General features: G+C 61.9%; 20 protein-coding genes and 1 pseudogene. 5 read left to right on the top strand and 16 right to left on the bottom strand.

Features of this window, described 5'->3' with window-relative positions; all coding sequences use genetic code 11:
* Positions 1-26 precede the first annotated feature (26 nt).
* The 11 genes and pseudogenes from NKH63_RS15385 to NKH63_RS15335 all read right to left on the bottom strand — a co-directional run bounded on the left by NKH63_RS15385 (position 27) and on the right by NKH63_RS15335 (position 12,359).
* The gene (locus NKH63_RS15385; protein ID WP_023717666.1) at positions 27-887 is read right to left on the bottom strand and encodes an NADPH-dependent oxidoreductase; all 861 of its coding nucleotides are present in this window, start codon (positions 885-887) and stop codon (positions 27-29) included.
* Between the two features lie 80 nt (positions 888-967).
* Positions 968-2,011, bottom strand: a complete 1,044-nt coding sequence (locus tag NKH63_RS15380; RefSeq protein WP_023717667.1) for an aldo/keto reductase — start codon at positions 2,009-2,011, stop codon at positions 968-970.
* 23 nt (positions 2,012-2,034) lie between these two features.
* Positions 2,035-3,147 carry an LLM class flavin-dependent oxidoreductase gene (locus tag NKH63_RS15375; RefSeq protein WP_023717668.1) on the bottom strand — a complete coding sequence of 371 codons (1,113 nt, stop codon included), beginning with the start codon at positions 3,145-3,147 and terminating at the stop codon, positions 2,035-2,037.
* Positions 3,148-3,221: 74 nt separating this feature from the next.
* The gene (locus tag NKH63_RS15370; RefSeq protein ID WP_352482618.1) at positions 3,222-4,577 is read right to left on the bottom strand and encodes an LLM class flavin-dependent oxidoreductase; all 1,356 of its coding nucleotides are present in this window, start codon (positions 4,575-4,577) and stop codon (positions 3,222-3,224) included.
* Complete coding sequence (locus tag NKH63_RS15365; protein WP_352482619.1) at positions 4,574-5,755, bottom strand: acyl-CoA dehydrogenase family protein; 1,182 nt, start codon at positions 5,753-5,755, stop codon at positions 4,574-4,576. The genes NKH63_RS15370 and NKH63_RS15365 overlap by 4 nt, the downstream gene beginning before the upstream one ends.
* A gap of 4 nt (positions 5,756-5,759) precedes the next feature.
* Positions 5,760-6,101, bottom strand: coding sequence for a DUF3088 domain-containing protein (locus tag NKH63_RS15360; RefSeq protein ID WP_023717671.1), 342 nt, complete (start codon positions 6,099-6,101; stop codon positions 5,760-5,762).
* A 7-nt stretch (positions 6,102-6,108) separates the two neighbouring features.
* Positions 6,109-7,463, bottom strand: a pseudogene (locus NKH63_RS15355) (LLM class flavin-dependent oxidoreductase).
* Between the two features lie 13 nt (positions 7,464-7,476).
* Positions 7,477-8,652, bottom strand: coding sequence for an acyl-CoA dehydrogenase family protein (locus NKH63_RS15350; protein ID WP_352482620.1), 1,176 nt, complete (start codon positions 8,650-8,652; stop codon positions 7,477-7,479).
* Between the two features lie 24 nt (positions 8,653-8,676).
* The gene (locus NKH63_RS15345) at positions 8,677-10,116 is read right to left on the bottom strand and encodes an NAD(P)-binding domain-containing protein (protein WP_352482622.1); all 1,440 of its coding nucleotides are present in this window, start codon (positions 10,114-10,116) and stop codon (positions 8,677-8,679) included.
* A 756-nt stretch (positions 10,117-10,872) separates the two neighbouring features.
* Positions 10,873-11,874, bottom strand: a complete 1,002-nt coding sequence (locus tag NKH63_RS15340) for a LacI family DNA-binding transcriptional regulator (RefSeq protein WP_352482624.1) — start codon at positions 11,872-11,874, stop codon at positions 10,873-10,875.
* A gap of 35 nt (positions 11,875-11,909) precedes the next feature.
* The gene (locus tag NKH63_RS15335) at positions 11,910-12,359 is read right to left on the bottom strand and encodes a VOC family protein (RefSeq protein ID WP_023717674.1); all 450 of its coding nucleotides are present in this window, start codon (positions 12,357-12,359) and stop codon (positions 11,910-11,912) included.
* A 266-nt stretch (positions 12,360-12,625) separates the two neighbouring features.
* Here NKH63_RS15335 and NKH63_RS15330 point away from each other — a divergent pair, with 266 nt between their 5' ends.
* The 4 genes from NKH63_RS15330 to NKH63_RS15315 are packed head-to-tail and all read left to right on the top strand — an operon-like array spanning position 12,626 to position 16,833.
* The gene (locus NKH63_RS15330; RefSeq protein WP_352482625.1) at positions 12,626-13,522 is read left to right on the top strand and encodes a carbohydrate ABC transporter permease; all 897 of its coding nucleotides are present in this window, start codon (positions 12,626-12,628) and stop codon (positions 13,520-13,522) included.
* Entirely contained in the window at positions 13,519-14,442 is a 924-nt protein-coding gene (locus NKH63_RS15325; RefSeq protein ID WP_023717676.1) for a carbohydrate ABC transporter permease, read from the top strand. The genes NKH63_RS15330 and NKH63_RS15325 overlap by 4 nt, the downstream gene beginning before the upstream one ends.
* Positions 14,443-14,444: 2 nt before the next feature.
* Entirely contained in the window at positions 14,445-15,548 is a 1,104-nt protein-coding gene (locus NKH63_RS15320) for an ABC transporter ATP-binding protein (RefSeq protein ID WP_352482627.1), read from the top strand.
* A gap of 19 nt (positions 15,549-15,567) precedes the next feature.
* Positions 15,568-16,833, top strand: a complete 1,266-nt coding sequence (locus NKH63_RS15315) for an ABC transporter substrate-binding protein (RefSeq protein ID WP_023717677.1) — start codon at positions 15,568-15,570, stop codon at positions 16,831-16,833.
* 597 nt (positions 16,834-17,430) lie between these two features.
* On the opposite strand, the gene NKH63_RS15310 is transcribed toward NKH63_RS15315, so the two are convergent.
* The 5 genes from NKH63_RS15310 to NKH63_RS15290 all read right to left on the bottom strand — a co-directional run bounded on the left by NKH63_RS15310 (position 17,431) and on the right by NKH63_RS15290 (position 22,359).
* Positions 17,431-18,468 (bottom strand): phosphatidylglycerol lysyltransferase domain-containing protein, encoded by a 1,038-nt coding sequence (locus NKH63_RS15310; protein ID WP_023717678.1) that lies wholly within the window; start codon positions 18,466-18,468, stop codon positions 17,431-17,433.
* A 264-nt stretch (positions 18,469-18,732) separates the two neighbouring features.
* On the bottom strand, positions 18,733-19,455 hold the full coding sequence (locus NKH63_RS15305; protein WP_023717679.1) for an LPS glycosyltransferase: 723 nt from the start codon (positions 19,453-19,455) through the stop codon (positions 18,733-18,735).
* An 89-nt stretch (positions 19,456-19,544) separates the two neighbouring features.
* Positions 19,545-20,336, bottom strand: coding sequence for a glycosyltransferase family 2 protein (locus NKH63_RS15300; RefSeq protein ID WP_352482628.1), 792 nt, complete (start codon positions 20,334-20,336; stop codon positions 19,545-19,547).
* 113 nt (positions 20,337-20,449) lie between these two features.
* Complete coding sequence (locus NKH63_RS15295; protein WP_352482629.1) at positions 20,450-21,619, bottom strand: glycosyltransferase family 4 protein; 1,170 nt, start codon at positions 21,617-21,619, stop codon at positions 20,450-20,452.
* Between the two features lie 98 nt (positions 21,620-21,717).
* Positions 21,718-22,359 carry a sulfotransferase family protein gene (locus NKH63_RS15290; protein ID WP_023717682.1) on the bottom strand — a complete coding sequence of 214 codons (642 nt, stop codon included), beginning with the start codon at positions 22,357-22,359 and terminating at the stop codon, positions 21,718-21,720.
* Positions 22,360-22,868: 509 nt separating this feature from the next.
* Here NKH63_RS15290 and NKH63_RS15285 point away from each other — a divergent pair.
* Complete coding sequence (locus NKH63_RS15285; protein ID WP_352482630.1) at positions 22,869-23,783, top strand: sulfotransferase family protein; 915 nt, start codon at positions 22,869-22,871, stop codon at positions 23,781-23,783.
* The last annotated feature ends 6 nt before the right edge of the window (positions 23,784-23,789 follow it).

Genomic DNA, 23,789 nt, shown 5'->3' with positions numbered 1-23,789 from the left:
TCGGTCTCGCGAGCAGGCGCGCGCGCCTATTTTAGCTTGAAGCCCAGCGCTTTGAGCACTTCGCCCAGGCGATCACGGCCTTTCAGCGCCGCCGTGCTGCCGATGCGGTTCGACATCAGCTCGGTCCAGTCGACCTCAGGCATCGACTGCTCCTGCTGGAAGGTGCGAAGCGTCTGGTTGTAGGCTGCGAGATCGTCCGGATGCGGAGCTGACTGGTAGCGCTCACGGTGCAGAACCACTGTCTGTGGCAGTCTGGGCTTGATGTCAGTCGCGGCCAGGAGATCGGGACAGCCGACGGTCAAGCCGAACATCGCGACGGTTTCCGGCGGCAGGCCGAGTTCGCGCGCCACCTCCTGCGGATGATTGCGCATGGCGCCGATGTAGCAGGAGCCGAGCCCGAGCGCATCGATCGCCACCACGGCATTTTGTGCTGCAAGTGCGGCGTCTATCACGGCCAGCAGAAAACTCTCCTGATAGTCGAGCCCCTCGCCCGCCCGGCCATTTGCCTTGGCAATGGTACGCAGCCGCGACAGATCGGCCAGCCAGACCAGCAGCAGCGGCGCCTGCTCGATATGGCGATTGATCGCCGCCAGTCCGGCAAGCCGCGCCTTGCGCGCCGGATCCTCGACGGCGACGACACTCCACGCCTGGAGATTGGAAGAAGTTGGCGCCGACTGGGCGGCAGCGACGATCAGTTCCAGCGTGCCTTCAGGCAGCGGCCTGGCCAGATAGTTGCGGACCGAGCGATGCGAAAGGATCGCCTCGAGGGCTTCGTTCCAGTTTCCGGTATGCGCGCTTTGCGGCGCTCGATAACGCCGCCGTAGCGCCGCTTCACCGCGTAGGTCAGCGTCGGAAGGGCGGATGCTGAAGGCGGCCGGCTGTGACATCGTCTTCCCTATTTGCCAATCTGGCTTATTCGGCTACCCGGCACGTGGCATGCCGATTGATTGAAGCGGCACCGGTCACATCAGAATGGCATTGGATGCGCCCTGTACGCCTCGCCGATCCGTGCCAGTATGTCCGGCGACAGTGCGACCGAGGCTGCATCGAGCGCATGGTCCAGTTGTTCCACGCTGGTCGCCCCGACGATGGGGACAACGGGAAATGGGCGAGACCGGACGAAAGCGACTGCCATCGTCACAGGGTGGATGCCGGCCTCCCGGGCAATCGAAATATAGGCGTCGACCGCCGGCCACACCCTCGGCGTGCAACGGCCGCCGAGATCGCCATTGAGCGCGCGACGCGATCCTTCGGGCGAGTAGTCGGGCCGGTATTTGCCGCTGAGCAGACCCGCTCCCGCAGGCGAATAGGCAAGCAGCGTTACCCCCTCGTTCACGGCAAGCTCCGCGAGGTCCGTATCGTAGTAGCGGCAGAGCAGCGAATATTCGTTCTGGATCGTCAGCGGGCGAGGACCGACATCGTCATCGGCCAAGCGCAGCCACTGCGCGATGCCCCATGTCGTTTCGTTCGACAGCCCGAAATGCCTGATCTTGCCTTCATTGCGAAGCGCGGCGAGCGTTTCCAGGCATTCGGCCATGCCGGCCACAGTCTCAGCCTTCACCTGTCCGGACGGATCGAAGCTCCAGACCCGGCGAAAATGGTAGTGACTTCGGTTGGGTACGTGGAGTTGGTACAGATCGATGTAGTCCGTCCTCAACCGGCGCAGTGAATTTTCAACCGCGGTCCGCAGCGTCTCGGCGTTGATCTTCGCGCCGCCGCGCACGACGTCCTGGCCGAGACCCGACACTTTGGTGGCAATTACCAAATCGTCACGGCGGCTTTTCGGCGCGAGCCAGCTTCCAATGTAGCTTTCGGTTCGACCGACCGAGTCTTCTCGAACCGGATTGACAGGATAGACCTCTGCTGTGTCGATGAAATTCACGCCACGCTCGACCGCACGATCAAGCTGTGCGTGCGCCTCGGCCTCGGTGTTCTGACGACCCCAGGTCATTGATCCCAGGCAGATCGAACTCACATGCGGGCCTTCCGGACCCAAAATCGTTCTCTTCATCCAAACCGTTCCCTGCACACGCTTCACTCGCCGGCACTTGCCGGTTCAAGAAGCGCGGCTTGGGCCCCATTGCGCAAAAGCGGAAGCAACTGATCGCCCTGCCGCTTGATCTCGGAAAGATACGGTGTGTCCGAGAGCACGAAGTGCGTGATGCCCAGATCCCGGTACCTGCCGAGCGCGCGGGCGACGTCGGCGGCCGAGCCGACCAGCCAGGTGGTGCCGGCGCCGCCGCCGCCGTATTTGCCCGGCGCAGTGTAGAGGTTGTCGTCCAGGACCTCGCCGCGCGCGTGCAGATCGAGCAGACGCCGCTGGCCCACCGCTACCGCCCGACCGTGATCGTTCCAGCCGGCGCCCTTGCCCTTGGCCATCTCGTCAACCTTCGCCTCGGCGTCCGCCCAGGCCTGCTCAGTGGTGTCGCGGACCAGCGTGGTAACCCGCAACCCGAATTCCAGAGGCGGGAGGTCTCGGTCGAGTTCCCTGCTCAAGGCTTTGAGCCGCTCGATCCGCTCCCGGACGCCGTCGAGCGGCTCTCCCCAGAAGAGCTGCACATCCGCCTCCCTGGCCGACACCCGCTCGGCCGCCTCCGACGCACCGCCGAAGTAGAGCTTGGGATGGCGACGATCGCAACGGACAGGGATGCGGGGCATGACGGTAGACCCTGTGACCTGGAAGTGCTCGCCGGCAAAGGTCACGTTCTCTCCGGACCAAAGTTTGCGAACCAGCCGCATGAACTCTCTGGTGCGGGCATAGCGATGTATCTGGTCGCCTTCGCTGTCGCCATACGCAGCGAGGTTGTCCTTGCCCGACACTATGTTGATACGCACGCGACCGGCAGTCAGCTGATCGAGCGTGGCTACGGCTGATGCGAAGTGCGCCGGCCGCCAGTAACCCGGGCGGATCGCGATGAGCGGCTCGAAGGAGGTGGTTCGGGCGGCGAGTGCGGCCGCGACGGTAAACGTGTCGGGCCGACCCCAGCCGGTACCGATCAGCGCGCCCTTCCAGCCGTGGTCCTCAAGCGCCTTCGCGTGGCTGGTCAGTGTGTCCAGGCTGTTGTGGTCCACGGCGGCCGGCTCGCCACGGTGACCGGGATCGACCTGGTTCGGTATGTACCAGAGAAATTCGGGATCAGCGCTCATTGTCAGGCCTGTATTTTTGTCGGGCATGGAGGTCGATGACAGGACTTTCAGCTCCGTTGTCGTTTGATGATCGTTCAATGGGTGGCCCCGAGCAACCCTGGCGCCTTGTGCGGCTGCGGCGCAAAACGACTTTCGGGCCGGACAAGGCCGAGATGGTCTCGCAGCGTGCGCCCTTCATAGTCCGTGCGGAACAGGCCTCGCCGGCGCAGGATCGGCACCACCGTATCGACAAAGACCTCCAGTCCGGTCGGCAGCACGTCCGGCATCAGGTTGAAGCCGTCGACGGCGCCGGCGACAAACCATCTTTCGATATCGTCGGCGATCTGCTCCGGCGTGCCGACGATGGTGCGGTGGCCGGTGCTGCCGTTCAGCGCCCGGATCAGCTGGCGAACCGTGAAATCGTTGCTGCGCGCGAGCGCGAGTGTGGCCTTGAAGAAGGTGTGGCCGCCATTGGGGGGCAGTTGAATCCCTTCTGGCAGCTTCTCGTCGAGCTTCAGCCGCTCGCGATCGATGCCGAGCACGCCGGACAGCCGCCCAAGGCTGTAGTCGAGCGGGATGCGATCCCACAGCTCTTCTTGCCGCCGCTCCGCTTCCCCCTCGGTGCTGCCGATGATGGTGGCCAGGCCGGCAAGGTTGAGCGGCACGCCGCCGGTGCGGCCGTAAATCTGGGCGCGTGTCTTCAGCTCTTGTGCATAGGAAAGCGCTTCTTCGAGGGATTGAGAGGCCGAGAAGACGGCTTCGGCGTGGCGTGCGGCGAGCTCCTTGCCGTCATCGGAACCGCCGGCCTGGATGACCACCGGATGCCCTTGCGGCGAACGCGGCACATTGTGCGGCCCATGCACCGAAAAATGCGCGCCCTTGTGCTCGATGGCATGAACCTTGGCGGCATCGACGAAGCGCCCGCCGGCCACGTCGCCGATGAAGGCATCGTCCTCCCAGCTGTCCCACAATGCCTTGACGATCTCGGCGCATTCGGCCGCCCGCTCGTAGCGCCGGCCGTGATCGATCGCACCGGTGAGGCCGAAATTGCGACCCGAGGCGGGATCGGCCGTGGTCACGATGTTCCAGCCGATGCGCCCGCCGCTGACATGGTCGAGCGTCGCGAAGCGTCTGGCGATGTTGTACGGCTCGTTGAAACTGGTTGAAGCGGTGGCGATCAGGCCGATGCGCTCTGTTGCGGCGGCCATCGTCGCCAGCACGATGGTCGGCTCCAGCGACGTGATCGGACGATAGTCGATGCGATCCGAGATCGCCGCCTGGTCGGCAAGGAATACGGCGTCGAGCTTGGCGCGTTCGGCGATCTTCGCCACCTGCACATAGTGGTCGACGGTGAAGGCGGCATAGGGGTCGACGCCGTCCATCCGCCATGCTGCCGGCGAAAAGCCGGCGTGCAGGATGTTGACGTTGAGATGGAGCTGCCGGCTGCTCATCGAAACACGCCGGGCTCGGGGTAAGCGCCGGTCAGATACCAGGTGCCGACGGTGCGGGTCTTGTATTCGGCGGGGTTGTGCAAGGTGTGGATGCGCGCGTTGCGCCAAAAACGGTCGAAGCCGTATTTGCGCACCGCCGAGCGCGCGCCCATCACCTCGAAAATCTCGGTCGTGACCTCCAGCGCGACATCCCCCGCCAGCACATTGGCCGCAGCGACGGCAACGGCCGCTTCGCCGCGCTCTTCCTCGGTCAGCGCCTTGCCGCGGGCGATCGCATGATCGATCGCCGCAGCCGCGCGATCGGCCAGCACCGTCGCCGCCTGCGTCTTGACCCAGAGCTCGCCATATTGCCGCTTGATCCACGGATCGTCGATATGGCGCTCGACGCCGGAATACATCCACGGCCGCGAACTGTTGAGCGTGTAGTCCCGCGCCGCCAGCAGCGCGCCCTGGGCCGTGCCGATGAAGACATTGAGCAACACGCTTTGCTGCTGCAGCGGGCCGATGGTGCGGATCGGCAGCGAGGCGTCGACCCAGCCGCGCACCAGTTCGCTGTCGTGGATCCTGACATCCTTGTAGGCGACCTTGCCGCTGCCGGTCTGCGTCTGGCCGATGCCGTCCCAGTCGTCGAGAATGCTGATGCCGTCGCGATCCGCGGGGATTGCCGCGAATTTCCTCTCGCCGCTGATCTCGTCTTCCCACGAGGTCGAAAGATAATCGGCCACATGCGAGCCGGAGGCGAAGGGTTTGAAACCATTGACGATCGTCCACTCGCCATCCTTGCGACCGAACAGCGTTTTGGAAAAGCTGTTGCCGGTGTTGCCCCAGAACCAGTCGCCGGCAGCCGAACGCCGCAGCAGATCGGCCGAACGCGGCTCGTCCGAATTGAGCCTGGCGGCGATCAATGCGCTGAAATGGTAGCCGTAGATGTGGCCGATCGAGCCGTCGACCTTGGCGAACTCGCGGCCGATCTTCAGCGCCGTCGAATAGGGTTCGCCGGCGCCGCCGAATTCCTTGGGGATGACGATTGTGAGCAGGCCGCTCTCCTTGAGCAGGCGTATCTGTTCGCTCGGCCTGCCACCAAGCTGGTCGCGCTCGACCGCGTCGCGGGCAAAGATGTCGCGCAGCTCGACCGCCTTGGCGATCCATGGATTGGAGGTATCGGGATCGAAGGTCATGCTGTCACTCATGCAGATGCGGGAAGCCGTGGCGCTCGGCCAGAAGCGCAAGAATGCATTTGGTGTCGTCGGCGAAGGCCTGGCCCTTGGCCGTCGGCAGGTCGGTGGGCGGATCGCCGCCGATGACGAGCACCGGCAGGGACTGATGCCGCTCGCCGAGCGCGTCGATCACCTTGTCCCTCGGCCTCGCGAACGGCACGCGCTCGACGTCCAGTCTGGCGGCGAGATCGGGAAAGGCGGCGAGCATCCCTTCGACCTGGTTGCAATAGGGACAGACGAATGTCCGGCCTGGATGTTTCGGGTCGGAGAAACCCGGCTGAATGAGAAAGAGCTTGTCGCGCGCCATGGTCTGCCTATTCCGCGGCTGCCGCGGCGGACCGCGAAAACCGATTTGCCGGCCGCTTCAGGCCGAGATTGTCGCGCAAGGTCCTGCCCTCATACTCCTGACGGAACAGGCCGCGGCGGCGCAGTTCCGGCACCACCAGTTCGATGAAATCCTTCAAGCCGCCAGGCATGATCGGCGCCATGATGTTGAAGCCGTCGGCGCCGTAATTCTCGAACCGCTCTTCCATGGTGTCGGCGATCTGTTGCGGCGTGCCGACCACCTGCCAGTGGCCACGGGCGCCGGCGATGCGCAGATAGAGCTGCCGAATGGTCAGATTCTCGCGCCGTGCCAGGTCGATCACCAGAGCCTGCCGGCTCTTGCCGGCGTTGGTCTCGGGCAAATCCGGCACGGGCCCGTCGAGCGGGTATTGCTGAGATCGAAGCCGCCAGCCAGCGCCGACACCAGGCCGAGGCCGACTTCCGGCTGGATCAGGTCCTGCAGCTGTTCGAACTTCTCCTGCGCCTCGGCTTCGGTCCGGCCGACGACCGGGAAGATGCCAGGCAGCACCTTCAGGTCATCTTCCGAGCGGCCATAGTTGCCGAGCCTGCCCTTGACGTCGGCATAGAATGCGGTGGCTTCGTCGAGCGTGATCTGCGCGGCGAAAATCGCTTCCGCGGTACGAGCCGCCAGCTCCTTGCCCGGACCGGACGCCCCGGCCTGGACCACAACCGGATGACCTTGCGGCATTCGCGGCGTGTTCAGCGGACCGCGCACCTTGAAGTGCTGGCCCTTGTGGTTCAGCACGTGCAGCTTGTCCTTGTCGAAATAGCGCCCACTCGCTTTGTCGCGCGAGAAGGCATCGTCTTCCCAGCTGTCCCAGAGGCCGAGCACCACATCGACGAATTCTTCAGCCCGGTCGTAGCGGTCGCCGTGCTGGATATGCGCCTCGTGGCCGAAATTGAACGCCGCTTCCGGATCGGAAGAGGTGACCAGGTTCCAGCCGGCACGGCCGCCGCTCAAATGATCGAGCGAAGCGAACTGGCGGGCCAGATTGTAGGGATCGGAATAGCTGGTCGAAGCCGTGGCGATCAGGCCGATGTTCCTGGTCGCCGCCGAAAGCGCCGACAGCAGCGTGATCGGCTCGAACGGATAGACGCCGCTATGCGCCTTGCGGCTGGCGACCTCCAGATCCTTCAGCCGCGCCGCGACGCCGTCGGCGAAGAAGATCGTGTCGAACTTGGCCGCTTCCGCCAACCTGGCAAGTTCAATGTAGTCGCTGAGGCTGGTTCCCTCGCCCGCCGCCGGATGACGCCAAGCGGCGACATGGTGGCCGGTGAAGAGCAGAAACGCTCCAAGCTTGAGCTTGTCCTTGCGCCTGGCCATGTCTCCCGCCTCCTCAGCGATACAATCCGCCGACCGGGAATTCCCCGGTCAGCAACCAGGTGCCAATGGTGCGCTTCTTGTACTCGGCCGGATTGTGCAGCGTGTGCGTTCGCACGTTGCGCCAGAACCTGTCGAAGCCGTTGGCCTTGGTGGCCGAGCGGGCGCCCATCACCTCGAAAACCTCGCTCGAGGCATCGAGGCCGATTTGCCCGGCATAGACATTGGCGGTGGCGAGATCGATCGCCGTCTGCCCGCGCTGCTCCAGGGTCAAGGCCTCGCCTTGGCTATAGGCGGCATCGACGCTTTTCGCCGCCACATCGGCGAGTTCGGCCGCGGCGAGCGTTCGGATATAGAGATCGCCATATTTGCGCTGCACGAACGGGTCGTCCGTGTGCTTCTCGTAGCCGGAATAGATCCAGGGGCGCGATTGCGAGACCGTATAGTCGCGCCCTTCGCTCAGTGCTCCCTGCGCACTGCCGACGAACAGGTTGAGCAGGACCGCCTGCTGGAAAAGTGACGTCAGCGTCTGGAACGGCGTTAGCGGCGCCGCGGGTGAGCCGATCAGTTCGTCGTCGCAGACATGCACATCCTTGAAGGTCACCTTGCCGGAACCCGTCTGGCGCTGGCCGACACCATCCCAGTCGTCCTCGATGACGATGCCTTCGCGATCGGCCGGGATCGCCGCTGCCAGCCGGTCCTGACCGTCCTCCCAGGCGACCTGGATATAGTCGGCGATATGCGAACCGGAAGAAAAAGGCCGAAAGCCGCTGAGGATCCAGCCCTTGCCGTTGCGCTTGGCCGTCGAGGTCTTTGACATGGCGTTGCCGGAATTGCCCCAGACCCAGTTTTCCCGGGCTGAGCGCGTTAGCAGCTGATCCTTTTGCGCCTGCGTGCCGCGAAACAACACGCCGTTAAGCGGCAGATGATGGTAGCCGTAGAGATGGGCGAGCGAACCATCGGTGCGGGCGAATTCGCGCACCACGCGAAGCACCGACAGCCAGGATGCGCCCTTGCCGCCATAGCGCTTGGGAATCTGCGCCGACGGCAAGCCGCTCTCCTTCAGCAGCCGGATCTGTTCGACCGGCCGTCCGCCGGCCTTGTCACGCGCCACCGCATCCCGATCGAAGATCTCGCGCAACTCAACCGCCGTGGCGACGAACGGGTCGGAAAGGTCAGGGCTGAAGGTCATCGGCACTTGTCCATTGAAATGCGTCTATTCCGCCGCGATGGTCTGCGCCGGCCGCCAAACGGCAGAGGCATAGGCCTCTTCGCCGAATTCGGCCGGATGGCTGCCGGTTATGCGGCCCTCATGGCTGTCGAGATCGGCGAGGAAGAGATCGCGGCTGATGCGGGCAACCACGGCGGGCACATCGCGCCTGATCGACGGGATATCGCCGATCGGCAGGCCGAAGCTGACGAAGCCGCCGGGATTGAAGACATGGACATCCTTCAGGAACGGCGCCTCGCCCGGCGCCTTCTCAAGGAATTCATGACCGAGACCGAGATAGGGATGGGCGCCGAAGAATTTATCGCGTTCTGCTTTGGGCGGCGCGTACTGGTCGCGCCACAGGCGGATAGAGGCGGCGAAATCGGCGAATTCGGGCTTGCGTGTCGGGTCGGCGAAATAGCCGGTACCGGCGATGACGAAGTCGAAGGCAAACGTCTCACCGGCGATCTCGGTGACGACCTTACCGCTGTCGACACCGGCCTTCGTCCATGGGGCGCCGAGGTGCAGGTGGAAATTCTGGTGCCGCACCACCCGCTCCACCGCATCGGGTGGCGGCGTCGAACCGGCATCGCGAAACCGCAGCGCCTGGCGCCAGCGCACCGCATCCGGCAGCAGCGGATAGTTGTCATAGGCACCGGGATAGCCGCGGACGCGATTGATCGGCACGCTGGCAATGCTGTTGCGGCGGGCAAAGAGACGCACCGATTTTGCCCCGGCCTCAAGGGCCGTCCCGGCTGCATCGAATGCCGAAGCCGCGGAACCGACGACAGCGATCGCCTTGCCCTTGAGCGAGGCAAAATCGATTGCCGCCGAACTGTGCGCGACGATACCCGGGGGAAGAGCTGCGAACACATCCGGTATCACCGCACCGCCGCTGCCGCCAAAGCCATTGGCCAGGATGATCTTGCGCGCTGTTTCGACCGATCGTTTGCCTTCCGCTTCGAGATCGAGGCGGAAATGCCCGGCAGCCGGCTCGATGCGCAGGAGACGCGTGCCGTAGCGGATGCCGATACCGAGGAACTCTCGATACCATTTCAGGTAACTCGCCCAATCCGTCCGCGCGATGCGGTCGAAACCGGCATACGCTTCCGCACCGTGGCGGGCTTCATACCATGACTGAAAGCTCAAGCCTGGCAGACCGAGTTCTGGTCCCGGCAGGCCTTTCGGCGTCCGCAGCCGGTTCATCCGCGCATGGGTAAGCCAGATGCCGGCCTTGCCTTCGTCCGATGCGGCGTCGATGACCGTGAGCTTGCCGATGCCGGCGCGCCTCAGCGCGAAGGCGAAGGTCGCGCCCGTCTGCCCGCCACCGACGATGAAGACATTGTGGTCGATGCCCTCCCGATCCGGCACCCAGTTCTGCGGATCGGGACCGATCAGTCGAAGTGTTTCGCGGGCGTCGTGATCTGGATCGGACGGTAAGGCCATTTCGGTCCCGGCTGAAGTTCAAGCGTTGCGCCAAACTCCGCCTCGCTCGACAAACAGTCCAGAAATGTCTGCTTTGATTGCCCGGTAGTTTTTTTCACTTGCATTGCAACGACGCGCTTTCACCGCCGACCGAATGGGCGGTGGGTGTGGCCTCCCTGAAGCCGGAGCATCTTTTGATATTGCAGCGAGCGCAGGCACTGTTACGGCTCCCGCACAATACGCATGCGTAGCCGGGCATTGGTGTCGAGGACATCAGCAGCGCCGCGTGGCATCAGCTTTGTGTGACGTCCGCCATCTGGCAGACGGCAGATCGCGGATACACTGGCGACGGCCCTCGCGAGATAAGTCAGCGCAGCTATTCAAAAGGCGTCCTAAGAGTGCGGTCGGATACTCCGTCGCAAGAACGGATATGGACGAGAAGGAGAACTTTCGTGTGCAGTTGTTGCACACAAATCCTCATAAACATTTGATTTTATTTATCTATCTTCCCCATCCATCATCGGCGCCACCGCAAGTCTGTGGCGTAACATATTCATTTCATTATCTTCTTAATGTCTCTGTCAGACCAATTTGGCGAGGATGCCCACCCAAACGTAACCGAATTTACGATTTTGCCGCAGCAACTGAAAGCCTCTCAGCTACATCAAACTTTTCGCTGCACACGTAGGGCGCATGAAACGGGTGAGCAACGTCCGCTCCGCCACTGCGCATCGCGCTGCCACGCTGGTCTTGTCTGACGATCGAACGCGCCGTGCCTCAGGTGGATTGGCGGATCACCAGTTCCGGATCGATCAGCGTCACGATCGGCGTCGGTAACGGCTTGCCGATCATCGACAGGATCCGCTCAACCGCATGGCTGCTGACCTCGGCGGCGGCATAGTTGATCGATGTGATCGGCACCGAGCTGAAGTCCGCCGCTTCGGTGTTGTCATAGCCGACGATCGCCAGTTCGCCGGGCACGGAGACGCCCTGCTCGCGACACCAGCGCAACGCTCCGATGGCGAGCGAATCGGTCGTGGCAAACAGCGCCGTCGGCCGCTGCTTCGGCTTCATTGCCTCGCCGATCGCCTGAAAACCGTCGGTCGCCGAATGGCCGCCGGGCTTGACCACGACGAGCGCATCGGTGGGAAGCCCTGCCTCGGTCACGGCGCGAAACGCGCCGTCATGCTTTTCGCTGTTGCCGAGCAGCTGCGCCGCGTCGAGCATGGCGATGCGACGATGGCCGCGCTCGATCAGGTGCCGGACCGCCTTGTAGCCGCCGCTGCGGTCGTCGATCGCCACCACGTCGAGGCCGGCAACCGGAATATCGGCAAGCACCAGTGCGGGATATCCGACCTGACGCACCGCGCGGATGTGGTCGAGCCGGTCGTGGTTGGTCGGATAGATGAGGATGCCGTCGACCTGCCGCGAGCGGAACACGTTCAGCGCACTCCACTCCTTGGCGGAATCGTGGTCGCTGGCGGCCAGCATCAGGGAATAACCACGCTGGGCGAGCTCCCTCTCGAGGAAACGCGACACCAGCGTCAGCGTCGGGTTCATGATGTCGGTGAGCACCAGCCCGATCGTCCGCGTCTCGCGGCTGACCAGCGCCTGCGCGATGGTGTTCGGAAAATAGTTCAGGCTCTGCGCGGCCGACTGGATACGGTCGCGCGTTTCCTCCGGAATTCGCAGACTGCCGCGCAGCGCCAGCGAAACGGTGTTCGCCGAGTAGCCGGTGGCCACCGCGATGTCCTTCAGTCGGGTACGGGTTCTCTGCAAGATCTCGTCACATTGGCCATGTTGCCTGAGAGGACTTAAGCCGGCAGCAATCCCTCTTCGCGCAACCGTTTCAGACCCTTGTACTGAAGGCAATCGGCGTGCATCTCCATCAGCTCGATGCGATTGCCGTCAGGATCCTCGATCCAGGCCTGGCGGTTGCCGTCGAGCCCGTCCTTGATCTGTGCGGTCAGCTTGATGCCGTTGGCCTCGATCGCCGGGCAGAAGCTGTCAAGATTATCGATCGTCAGGCACATGTGATTGACGCCGTTGGCGTTCCAGCCGGGAGCGCGATCGTTTTCCGCGCCGGGAAATATCTCCAAGAACACCTCTTCCGTGATCCTGAGATACACCAGCCAAGTGCTGCCGTCCTTATTGTGAAGGCGCAGCATCTCGGGAAAGCCGAGCTTGTCCCTATAGAAGGCGAGGCTGGCGTCCAGGTCCTTCACCTTGATGGCGGCGTGGCCGAAGCCGGTGATCCCTTTCATGACGTTTTCCTCCCGATAGGTCGAATTTCGTATGAGCGTTAATATCGCCTTTGCTCCCCGCCGCGCGCTTTGTCAATATGAATTCTCACCCGCCAAAGCGCGGGTTTGCTGCGCTGCAGCGTCGTTTTCTCGAATGCCCGGTGCCATTTGATCCCGATTTGCTTGTCACTGTTGACAGAGCGATATCGTCATGATTGGTTTAACGCTAATATGAAAATTGCCAGAGCCGCGATCGGCTAAGGCAGGCCTTCGAGGGAGGAACCCGAATGGCGCTCAGGTGGAGCAAGGTCTCGCCGCAGCTTGCGCTGATTCCTGCGCTCACTGTCACCCTGGTGGCCTTCGCCGGCGCCATCGGATGGACGATCTGGATGTCGTTCACGCGTTCGCGTCGTTTCCCTGACTACGCGATCGACCCCGCAGTTTGGGCGCGCCAGTATGACCGGCTTTTCAGCGACGGCGTCTGGATGACCTCGCTCCGGAACGTCGTCGTCCTGGCGATCGGCAGCGCGCTCGCCATCGTGCTGGGTTTCATCCTGGCCGCGATGATCGAGAAGGAAAAGCGCGGCGAAGGCTTCTTCCGGACGATTTTTCTCTATCCGCTCGCGGTGTCGCTGATCGTCACCGGCATCGTCTGGCGCTGGATGTTCAACCCGGCCCTCGGTGTCCAGAACTTCCTGCACCAGCTGGGCTGGGAAAGCGCCAATTTCAACTGGCTGGCCGATCCTGCCACGGCAATCTACGGCATCATTCTCGCCTCGATCTGGCACGGGCTCGGCTTCTACATGGCGCTGATGCTGGCCGGCCTGAAGTCGATCAACACGGAAATCTGGAGCGCCGCCAAGCTCGACGGCGTGAGCTTCTGGCGGCTCTACGTCGAGATCATCATTCCGATGCTGAAGTTCACGTTCCTGACCTGCGCGATCCTGCTGTCGCTCGGCGTGGTCAAGACCTACGACATCGTGCTCGCCATGACCAATGGCGGACCCGGTACGTCAACCTGGACGCCGGCCTATTTCGTCATCAACGCCTATTCGACCCGTTCCAACATCGGTTACGCGTCCGCCTCAGCAGTCATCATGCTGTTGATCACGGCTGCCGTCTTCCTGCCGCTGATGCTGGTCACCGCCTGGCAAGTCCGCCGTCGCCAGGCCGCCGCCGTATGAATGCCGTGTCCGCTTACGAGACATCAGCGGCCGCGCGCATCGGCGGGCGCGTCTACCCCCGTAGGCGCCGCCGCATCAAGGGAGCGTCGATCGCCGTCCTCGTGTTCCTCGCCATGTGCGCGGCCTTCATTTCGATCCCGCTCTACGTGGTGATCGTCACCTCTTTCAAGACAATGGACCAGATCGCGCTCGGCGAGGTCTTTTCGCTGCCGACCACCTGGACATTCGAAGGCTGGTGGAAGGCCTGGGCAGAAGTCTGCTCGGGCATGACGTGCGAGGGTGTCAGGCACGGATTCTTCATCTCGCTCGCCATTCTGTTCCCGAGCCTGTTCCTGTCGATCGCCCTGGCGTCGGTCACCGGCTACGCGCTGGCTCTGTGGAACGTCCGCTGGGCTGGCCCCTTTCTGTTCGTATTGTTCATGTGCGCCTTTGTGCCGTTCCAGATCATCATGATCCCGTTGGTCGCCCTGACCGCCTCGCTCGGCATCTACGGCACCATTTGGGCGATCGCCGTCATCCACGCCGTGCTGGCGATGCCGCTGCTGACGTTGATCTTCCGCAATTTCTACAAGGACGTGCCGCCCGAGATCATCAACGCGGCGATCATGGATTCCGGTAGCTTCTGGCGCATCTTCGCCGAGATCATCCTGCCGATGTCCGGCAACATCATGATCGTCGTGCTGATCCTGATGATCACCAGCGTCTGGAACGACTTCCTGATCGGGCTCACCTTTGGCGGCATGGGCGCCCAACCGATGACCGTCATCCTGGCCAACACCGTCATCACGGAGCGCGGCGAGGTCCACTACAATGTCGACATGGCCGCAGCTTTGCTGACGGCCATCCCGCCGCTGGTGGTCTATTTCGGGCTCGGCAAATTCTTCGTCCAGGGCATCACCGCCGGAGCCATCAAGGGATAGCCGTGCCGAAGGTCGAATTCAAAAATATCGTCAAGCAGTTCGGGCGCGTCACCGTGCTCGAGGATCTCGACCTCACCGTCAATGACGGCGAGTTCCTGGTGCTGCTCGGCCCGTCCGGCTGCGGCAAGACCACATTGCTTAACCTGCTTGCCGGCCTGCAGGAGGTGACCGCAGGCTCGATCACCATCGGCGGCCGCGATGTCACCGATCTCGATCCCAAGGACCGCGGCCTGGCCATGGTGTTCCAGTCCTATGCGCTCTATCCGACAAAAACGGTGCGCGGCAACCTGAAGTTCGGCCTCTCGGCGCAACGGCTCGACCGCGGCGAGATAGAGCGGCGTGTCGCCTGGGCCGCACAGCTGTTGCGTATCGAACCGCTGCTCGACCGCCGTCCGGCGCAACTGTCCGGCGGCCAGCGCCAGCGCGTCGCCATCGGCCGCGCGCTGGTGAAGAATGTCGACGTGTTCCTGTTCGACGAGCCGTTGTCCAACCTCGACGCCAAGCTGCGCACCGAGATGCGTCTGGAGATCAAGAAGCTCCACCACGACCTCAAGAAGACGGTCGTCTACGTTACCCATGACCAGGTCGAAGCGATGACTATGGCGACGCGGATCGCTGTAATGGACGGCGGCGTCATCCAGCAGATCGGCACGCCGGACGAGATCTACGAGCGGCCGGCCAACCTCTTCGTCGCTCGTTTTGTCGGCTCGCAGCCGATGAACGTCTTCGAGACGACGATCGATCTCACCGGCAACCGCGTCGTCGCGACCCACCGGTCGACCGGCGTCGAGATGGACCTGTCCGACTATTCCTTCATCAGGCAGCCGGCCACGGGCATGAAGGTGCTGGTCGGCTTGCGGCCGGAGCATTTCTCGATCGGCAGGCCGAATGGCGGCAAACCGGCCGCCATCTTCGACCTGCCGCTGCGCTACAGCGAAAAGACCGGTAGCGACGGTACCGCCTTCTTGGCGGCCGCCGACGAGCTGCTGGCTGTGCATGTAGACCATTCGCAGATCGGCGCGCTGCGGGACGGCGCCAGCGTCAGAGCGATCTTTCCGGCCGACCGGTTCAATCTTTTCGACGCCGAAACTCGGAGTCGGATTTAACATCAATAGGGAGGAAACGATGTCCAGAAGACTGACGTCCAAGAGACTGCTGGGCGCATTTGGACTGGCGCTGGCGATCGGCGCCGCGCCGTTCGCCAGCGCCGCCGCCACCGAGCTCAAACTGTTCCATACATGGTCGAATGAGAGCGAGATCGGCGCGCTCAACGCGATCGTCAAGGCGTTCGAAGCGAAAGGTAATAAGATTACCGAGATGGCCGTGCCGCACGAGCAGGCCGGCTCCAGCCCGCTGGTCAGCCTGATCGTCGCCGGCACACCACCCAATTTGTTCATCAACTCCGAGCCTGGCCTTTATCGCGATCTGACCAAACGCGGACTGGGCGAGCCGCTCGACGCCTATTTCGACAAGATCGGGGCGACGCCGAATTTTCCCGAAACGGTTTTGAAGTCAATCAAGGTCGACGGCGAGATCCGCAAAATCCCGACCGGCGTCCATATCGACGGGATGATCTACTACAACAAGAAGGTCGCCGCCGAGGCCGGCGTCGACCCGACCAAATGGGCCTCGCTCGACGATATGTTCGCCGACATGAAAAAGGTCCAGCAGGCCGGCTTCACCTTCATCGGAGTGGGCGGCAACACGTTTCAGGCCGGCTATCTCTTTCATGCCCTGGTCGCTGCCGTCGCCGGCCCGGACATATACAACCGCTTCTATGGTGAAACGCCTGACAAGACTGTGTTCGACGAGAAAGGCCTGCGCGACGCGATCGACATGTTCCGCAAGATCACCAGCCAGGCCGACGCGGGCTGGGTGAACCGGCAATGGAACGAGACGACCAGCACGGTCATTTCGGGCAAGACGCTCATGCAGATCCATGGCGACTGGATGAAGGGTCAGTGGAAGGCCAACAAGAAGGTGCTCGGCGAGGATTTCGGCTGCATCAACATTCCCGGCACCAAGGCGCTATCGGTGACGGTGGATGCGTTCGGCATCCTCGGCGGCCAGCCCGATGACGTGCTCAAGGCAGAGCTCGACTTCGCCGGTACCGTCGTCGACCCCAAGATCAACGCCGAGTTCGCTTCCATCAAGGGATCGAGCCCGGTGCGCCTGGACGTTCCGACCGACAAGCTCGACGCCTGCAACCAGCTCGTCCTCGACTCGCTGAAAAAGCCCGGCTTCAGCGTCCAGAATCCTTTCAACATATCCGACACCGACTGGCTGAACTCGGTGTGGAATACGATGTACACATTCCAGGGCGACCCCGACATGACGGTCGACGACGTCATCGGGGATTTCCGCAGCGAATACGCGGCGGTCTTCCCGTAATATTGGTTGAGTCCGCGCCGCCCACCTGCCTCGCGAGTTCGTCGAAGGACGATACCCTCTCCCGTGAACGGGTAGAGGTTGATCGATCATTTGGCCAACTCAACGCGCCGCCACTAACCCACGGGAAAACATTTTGCGCAACAGACGGCGGGGGCAACTCCTGCATCCATTGACAGTCGTCATGCTCGGCTGGAGAATGAAGAAGGTCAACGGCGATAGCCATGCGGGAAGGCAATGGTCCAACCGCCAGATACCGGACACCGTCCTGGCAGCGTCGTCGCGGTCATCGTCATTTGTTTGATCATCGTCGCTTTGTTCTTCATAGGCTTCAGATACTCAAGGCCAGGCCAAGGTACCCTCGTTATTCCTGGCGGTACGCTGCAGCAACCGTGAATCCGACCCCTTGGCGCTGATGCGGAGCCGTTCTCGGGCTACCAAAAGTGCCCCGGCGGGACTGGGGACGACAGCAAGAACCGTCCGGCGCTTCGCGGCCGGTCTTTTGCATCCCGCCGCGGCCTTCCTTTCCCACCTAAACAACCAAGCCTGGCCGGTGTGAGGTCGACATACTGGGAGACGACGAGCCCCATCCACCAGGCACTAGACGGCCCTGATCAGCCGGAGCAGAGAAAGCGCCTCGAAAAAGGTCCCCTTGCGAAAGGCGAGATAGGTCGGCTCTTCGACACCGTGGAACCGGCGCTTGAAGGCCGCCTGCCCCTGCAGGTTGAAGCGGGTGCGATTGACCCACGGCGATTCATAGGCGCGCTGGAAAGCGCACCGCCAGAAATCGCTTTCGACAAACCCGCTGGGTCCGATTTCGACCAGCGGCGACAGGCCGAGGGTAACGACGGAAACACCTTCGTTGCGAAAGCGGTCGACCGCAAATTTGGTCAGGCCGATCTCGGCATGCGCCGAGGCATCGATGTGCTTGCGCTTGAACGAGGTGGTGTAGCCGATGACCTTGCCGTCACTGAACAGCGGATCGAAATCCAGCAAGGCCACGAGCTCTCCATCCGGACCGTGCAGGACGAAGCGGCGCATGTCGATGCCAAGGTGATCGGCAAAGGGCCTGTTGAGAAACCTCATCTCCCAGCGCTTGACGATGCGGTCTGCCCGCCAGTTCTGGGAGAGCCTGGCAATCTCGTCGAGGAAGACGGTCCCGTTGTCCTCCGCAAAGGAAAACCCCTTCCTCAAGAGCCAACGTTCGGAATAGCGCACTGTCTCATTGCGCCTTCCGGAAAAGTCGTGGCCGGGCAGGACAAGCCTGGTGTCGACGCCAAGGCGGTTGACCTGATAGCCAAGCCCGGCAAGCACGCGCGCCGTCTGTTCGCCGATCTGCACGAACCACGGGCTGCCTGCAACCTCGACGAAACGTTTGATATAGTCGCGCCGATCGGCCGGGGCAGCCATTGGGTCACCGAGCGCGAAATGATGTCGCGTTTTGCTGCCGTAAGCGATGTAGCCCTGGGCATCGCCGAAGTAATGAAGCCCCTTCTGCACGGCGGCCGAATAGGCAAGGGAAAAATCACCATGGCGACGGACCAGCGCCAGGCGCTCGACATGGTTCAGCTGCAGCCGCGGTATTTTAGGCCCGCGGTTTTCCAAAAAACGATCGAGGCGTCTTCGCAATGACGGCATGGTCGACTTTCGCGTGCCGGCTAGGCCGATGAAAGAGCTGACGGACCCCAGACCGATCATATTGCCGCGAGCTGATCCTTACCTGGTGCGGCATCTTATCCGGCCGGAACCGCCAGATTTAGGCACAATCCGCCCCCGGTCCCGCCCCAAGGCGGCACCACGCATTGTTGTCGACGCCCAGCGTCTGACGGCTGGTTGCTGCGCTCTTCGCGACACGAAATCGATTCCACTTCGGAAGCGCTCACCTGCCAAACACGATGGCGCTTATCGAACTGCGCTCTGAGAAGATTGTGCTTGATCTGAAGCCAGGAATTCGTCGCGTTCTGCTATCCACAAATCGGCATAGTCGACATTCTGCCACTCGGCAAACCACGGGCCGCCGCTCGTATAGTGGACCGCCTTAGGTGTGCCGACAGCAGGCTTTTCGTTCCAGCCTTCGAGCCAATTCCACTCTACCGGCAATGAGCCCAGATCTTCGTCGGCAACCCACTGCATTCGGTGAAGATAGGCGCCACTTTCCTGGTTCACGACCTCTGGCGTGAGCGATTTGACCGAGGGATGCGCGCAATTGAACAGCATCAACGACGACCAGTTTTTCCGAGGATAGGATGTCTGGACCACGCCATCCATCTTGGTCGTGGCCTTCGGCGTATAGTCATGCTGGACGCAATAGACCGCCTTTTCCGAGTCCGTATATTTCAGCAGGCCTGCGACGTCACCGAGCCACAGGAAATCGCAATCGCAAAACAGGGCCCAACCCGTGTAGCCGGCGAGAAAGGGCGTCAGAAAGCGCGTGTAGGTGAACTCCGTTGAGGCGAGCGGGTCTTTTTCCCGCCAGTACAGCCCGCGGCTACGCATCTCGTCCTGCTTGATCGGAATGACGGAGACAGGCGCCGACGCATGTTTGAGCAGCGAGTGGCGCGCGACGTCGTACGCGATCGGCTCACGGCTGTCCCATCCGATAAATACCCTAAACGCATCAGTCATATTCACTACCCTGGCTTTCGATTTAAACGGTCGTACACTAACTAGTTGGCGATGGCTCGGCAACAATGGCGGTCGCCCAAGCCGGTTTCTCACAGATTTGTCCTGGCCTCGGTCTTGCTGGTTCGGGTGGAATTGGCCTCGCTCCCCAATGCCACACGCGCCCATTTCTGATAGGTGTAGCTGGCGGAATAAGCGGCAACCATCGCCCCAGTGGAACCGTCCAGAAATCCCAGCCGGAAAACATAGCTGCGCATATAAGCCCAGACAGAGCGCAAAACCGCCTTGCCTATCGAGCTTTTTTTGCCCTCGGCAAGCAGCCGCGCGGCGGACGCTTCGGCGTACCGGCCAATCTTGTCGTGGGCATCCGCCAGGTCGGCGATGGAGTCGTGCTCGATCGGCTGGGACAATCGCCCGACCTTCCCGTTCACCACTACTTTCTCGTGCACGGTATCGTCGCTGAAGCGCCCGGAGCGGTGACGAAATAGCCTGAGCACCAGATCGGGTGACCAGCCGCCATGGCGGACAATATGCCCGCAAAAGCGCGATCTTCTCGGTATTTCGAAGCCGTCATAGCCTTTTGGGTCGGCGATTGCGGCCCTGATTTCCGCACCGAGCGGCGCCTCCACCCACTCATCGGCATCCAGCGAAAGGATCCAATCCCCCGTTGCCGCGGCAAGCGCACGGTTTTTTTGCGCGCCGAAACCGGGCCAATCAAGGGTCATCAAAACCTTGGCTCCGAGATCACCGGCAATGTCCCTGGTTCTGTCGCTGCTGTCATTGTCTAGAACGACGATTTCGTCGGCAAAATCCACCGAACGAAGGCAGCGCGCGATGGACGCCTCCTCATTGCGGGTGATGATAACGACCGAGAGCACCGGCACGGTCAGAAGGTTCCGGCATCAAAGCTGCCGCTGTCATTCGAATGTATCTGCAGCATCGGCTCCCGGCCTGTTAGCGCACTGAGGGTACTAACCTAATCCAACAAAGTCGAAAATCATTTCAGATCAAGGCTTTCATACAGCGCCATCATTCGCTTTATCATGAGGTTGAAATCATAATGCTCGGCCGCCGCTCTCACCCGGGTCGCGGTCTCAAATCGTGACGACAACTGCAGCGCGTGCGCGAGCCCTGCAGCGAGGTCGCTTTCGCTGGCCGCGTCGCAAACAAGCGTCGGCTCGAACCGCTCGACAAGCTCGCGCGCTCCGCAGCCGGTGCTTACCACAGCGGGCAAGCCGCTGGCCATGGCCTCGATCACCACTGTGCCGAAAGGATCATAGATGGAAGGCAGCACGGCAATATCGGCCGCGCCGTACCACGGCAACATGTCCTTTTGCGGCCCCAGCATCTTGAGCCTTGCGCCGAGACCCAGCCTGTCACCAGTCTGCCTGAAGGCGTTGGCGCGCGAATCGTGGCCGACGACCCACAATTCCGGCTCGCCATCGAGCCTGGCGACAGCCCTCATCAGTGCAAGAAGCCCCTTTCGCGCAAAGCCCGAGCCGACAAACAGGACGACCGACCTGTTATCGTCGACGTCGAGCCGCGCGCGGACCGCGGTCCGATGCTGTTGGCGCAGTTGCGGATTGAAGCGGTGGAGGTCCACGCCGTTGGGGATATGGTGCACATTTTCCGCCGGATAATCGTAGTGACGGACAATGTCGTCTGCGACCATTTTCGAAATCGCAATGACAGCTTTGAGCCGTGGGCTGGCATAGGTTGCGCGCTCGAGGCGCAGCGTCTGGCGGTGAAAAGGGCTCAGCGCCATTGCCGCCCTGCCAAGCCGCGTCTGGAAACGCCGCCGCTCGGCAAGATAGGCGGCATGAACGCCCTCCCCGGCCCGGAAGACATCGCAGCACGGGAGGCGATCGTTGCTCTGCACCAGCGCCCGTGGCATCTCGGCGATCTTGCGGCAGGCGGCTTGAGCAAAGGACGTCGCCCGCAGCGAACGCGGAAAGCGGCGGCCGGCGCAATGAATGAACTCTATCCCTTCATTACGCGGCCAGTCGCCGGAGAGCACGGCCACCGGCCGCTGACGCGCCGCGAACGCGGCCATGATGTTTTCCAGCATGATCTCGCCTCCACCGAAAGGCGCATAACGCTGGCGCACGAACAGGATCGGCACTGTCGGTTCGGCTTGGACCTGCCGATCATGCTGAGACAGAGCCATTTGACCTCGCTACGCCGTGAAGATTTGCACATGATCGACTGGAGTGTCGTTTTCCTGAGGTAGACTGTGCGCCGCCGAGCAGAAGCCGCGCATTGCCGTCAGTAGCCGAAAGCCTCAAAATCCTCGGCATAGAGGCTAGAGACGATCCCGCGCGATCTCTTATCATAGTAATCGTCGGCCTTGCTCGTCGCATCCGTTCGGCTTTGGCTGCGGTGGATGGTGTTGCTGATTTGCCTGCCGCCACTGATCCGATCCCACACCTTTTGGAAGTCCTCGGCGAAATTTTCGACACGACCGATAAAATCAAACTCGGACGTGGGCATGACAAGCGACGATGTCTGCGGAGCCCAATGGAGGTCCGCATACAGCCAGCCATCTTCCAGGAGATCACAAAATTCACAGAAAGTCGGGATATTGCCGCGCTTACCGATGTTTTTCTTTCCCGTCGCGACCTTATCCAAATAGGCCGACAGCACGCGGCTGTAGGGATTCCGCACAAACGTGAACGCGAACACGTTCGAAATCGAATCAACCTGATCGACGGTCAATTGCGACGGACGCAACAGGGTGTCGCTCTGCAGCAATTGTTTCTTCGCGCCGGCGAGCTGGAACTTTTCGCGAAATTTAAGCTGGGCCAAGTTTATTGTGACCGTAGAGTTGGCCGACTTCGCAATGCGATTGTAGAAAAATCCGTGATCGGGATCAAACAATCCTTGCCGATCGGCGGTCAGTATCGTCAATTTGCCGCCATACGGGTATCGCTTGTAAAACGGAGAAGCCGGTATGGTCCTTTTGGCGACCGTTCGGCCAACCTTTGTTTTGATTTTCCGAAATCGTTTCAGCACATTCGAGCTCGATCCGTGAGTGGTTTCGTCCCCCGTTTACCGTGCCCACCGCGGCGTATAGCGTAAGTCAGTCGACGCTGCCAAGTTAGAGATTGAATGTAAAAAATTTGGCGGAACATTTGCGTTGTCTAACGCCTTCCCACCCCCGGAAAAACATCGCAGCACAAAAGGCGATCATTGTCCTGCACCAGGGCCGGAAGCGTTGGTCGTGCTGTGACAAGCCCGTGCGACGCGCGATGCCTCTATCCACCTCAATTGAGCTTTCGAACTTGGCGGGAGTTTCTTCGCAGTCTATTAAGCGCCGTAAGCCAGCCTTGGATAGGGCAATGCGGTAAAGCCAGTCTGCCTGCTTACAGGCCTATGCCACGACAGGTAGACTGATTTCAAGGCGAGGGTTTTTGCCGATGACGACCAGCCATGTTTCGCCCGATAATGTCGTGCCGGGCAAACCCCAGCTCGGCGCATTCCGTCGCCTCGAGCGCTCGTTGCGGCCACGGATGCAAAGCCTTCGCGACGTAGTCAGGGAGCCGTTTCTTGCCTGGGCGCATCCGGAAGCCCTCGCCTTCTACCGCAGGGCCGTGGCAACCGCATACCTGCCGGACGACCTGATCGACGTGGTCCCGCAACTCAAGATCCTGTACCTGGCAACGCCGAAGGCGGCCAGCAGCCGCATTCGAAGCAACCTTGCAGCCATGATCGGCAACGACACCGTGTCGGGGTGGCGCAGCGACCAGAACTGGAAGGTCCACAACCGAAAGGCGTCACGGTTGCAGGCGCCTCGCCATGGCATCGTGCAGTTCCACCACATGGCGACAAGTGCTGAAGCCTTGCGATTTACCTTCGTTCGCAATCCCTACACCAGGCTGTTGTCGTGCTGGGCCGACCAATATCGCGACCGTCCCCTTGTGCCTGGCTATGGCAGGGTCGAGGTCTATCTGGCCCACCGCGAACGGGCCGATCCGGCGCTGCCTGTCGGCGCTGACAAGAGCCTGTCCTTTGCAGATTTCGTCGCCTTTGCCTGCAAGACGTCCACATGGCGCATCGACAAACATTGGCAGAGGCAAAGCGACATTGTCGAAGTTCCAGGAGTTGCGTTCGACCTCATCGGCAAGACCGAGACTTTCGCAAAGGATTTCGAACGGGTTCTCGATCATGTCGGTGCAGGCGACGATATGCGGCGCGCGGCGATGCCGCCCCTGCACACCTCCTCGCGTCGCAGGCTTGCCGACTACTTCACGCCAGAACTGGCGGATTCCATCTATCGCGCATATGAGCGCGACTTCGATCAGTTTGGCTATCCGCGCGCGCTTCCAGAGTGAAAATAT

This window comes from Mesorhizobium sp. M0960 (genome assembly GCF_040319055.1).
In the GTDB taxonomy this organism is placed as follows: Bacteria; Pseudomonadota; Alphaproteobacteria; order Rhizobiales; family Rhizobiaceae; genus Mesorhizobium.
This window is presented reverse-complemented; position numbering and strand designations above follow the sequence as displayed.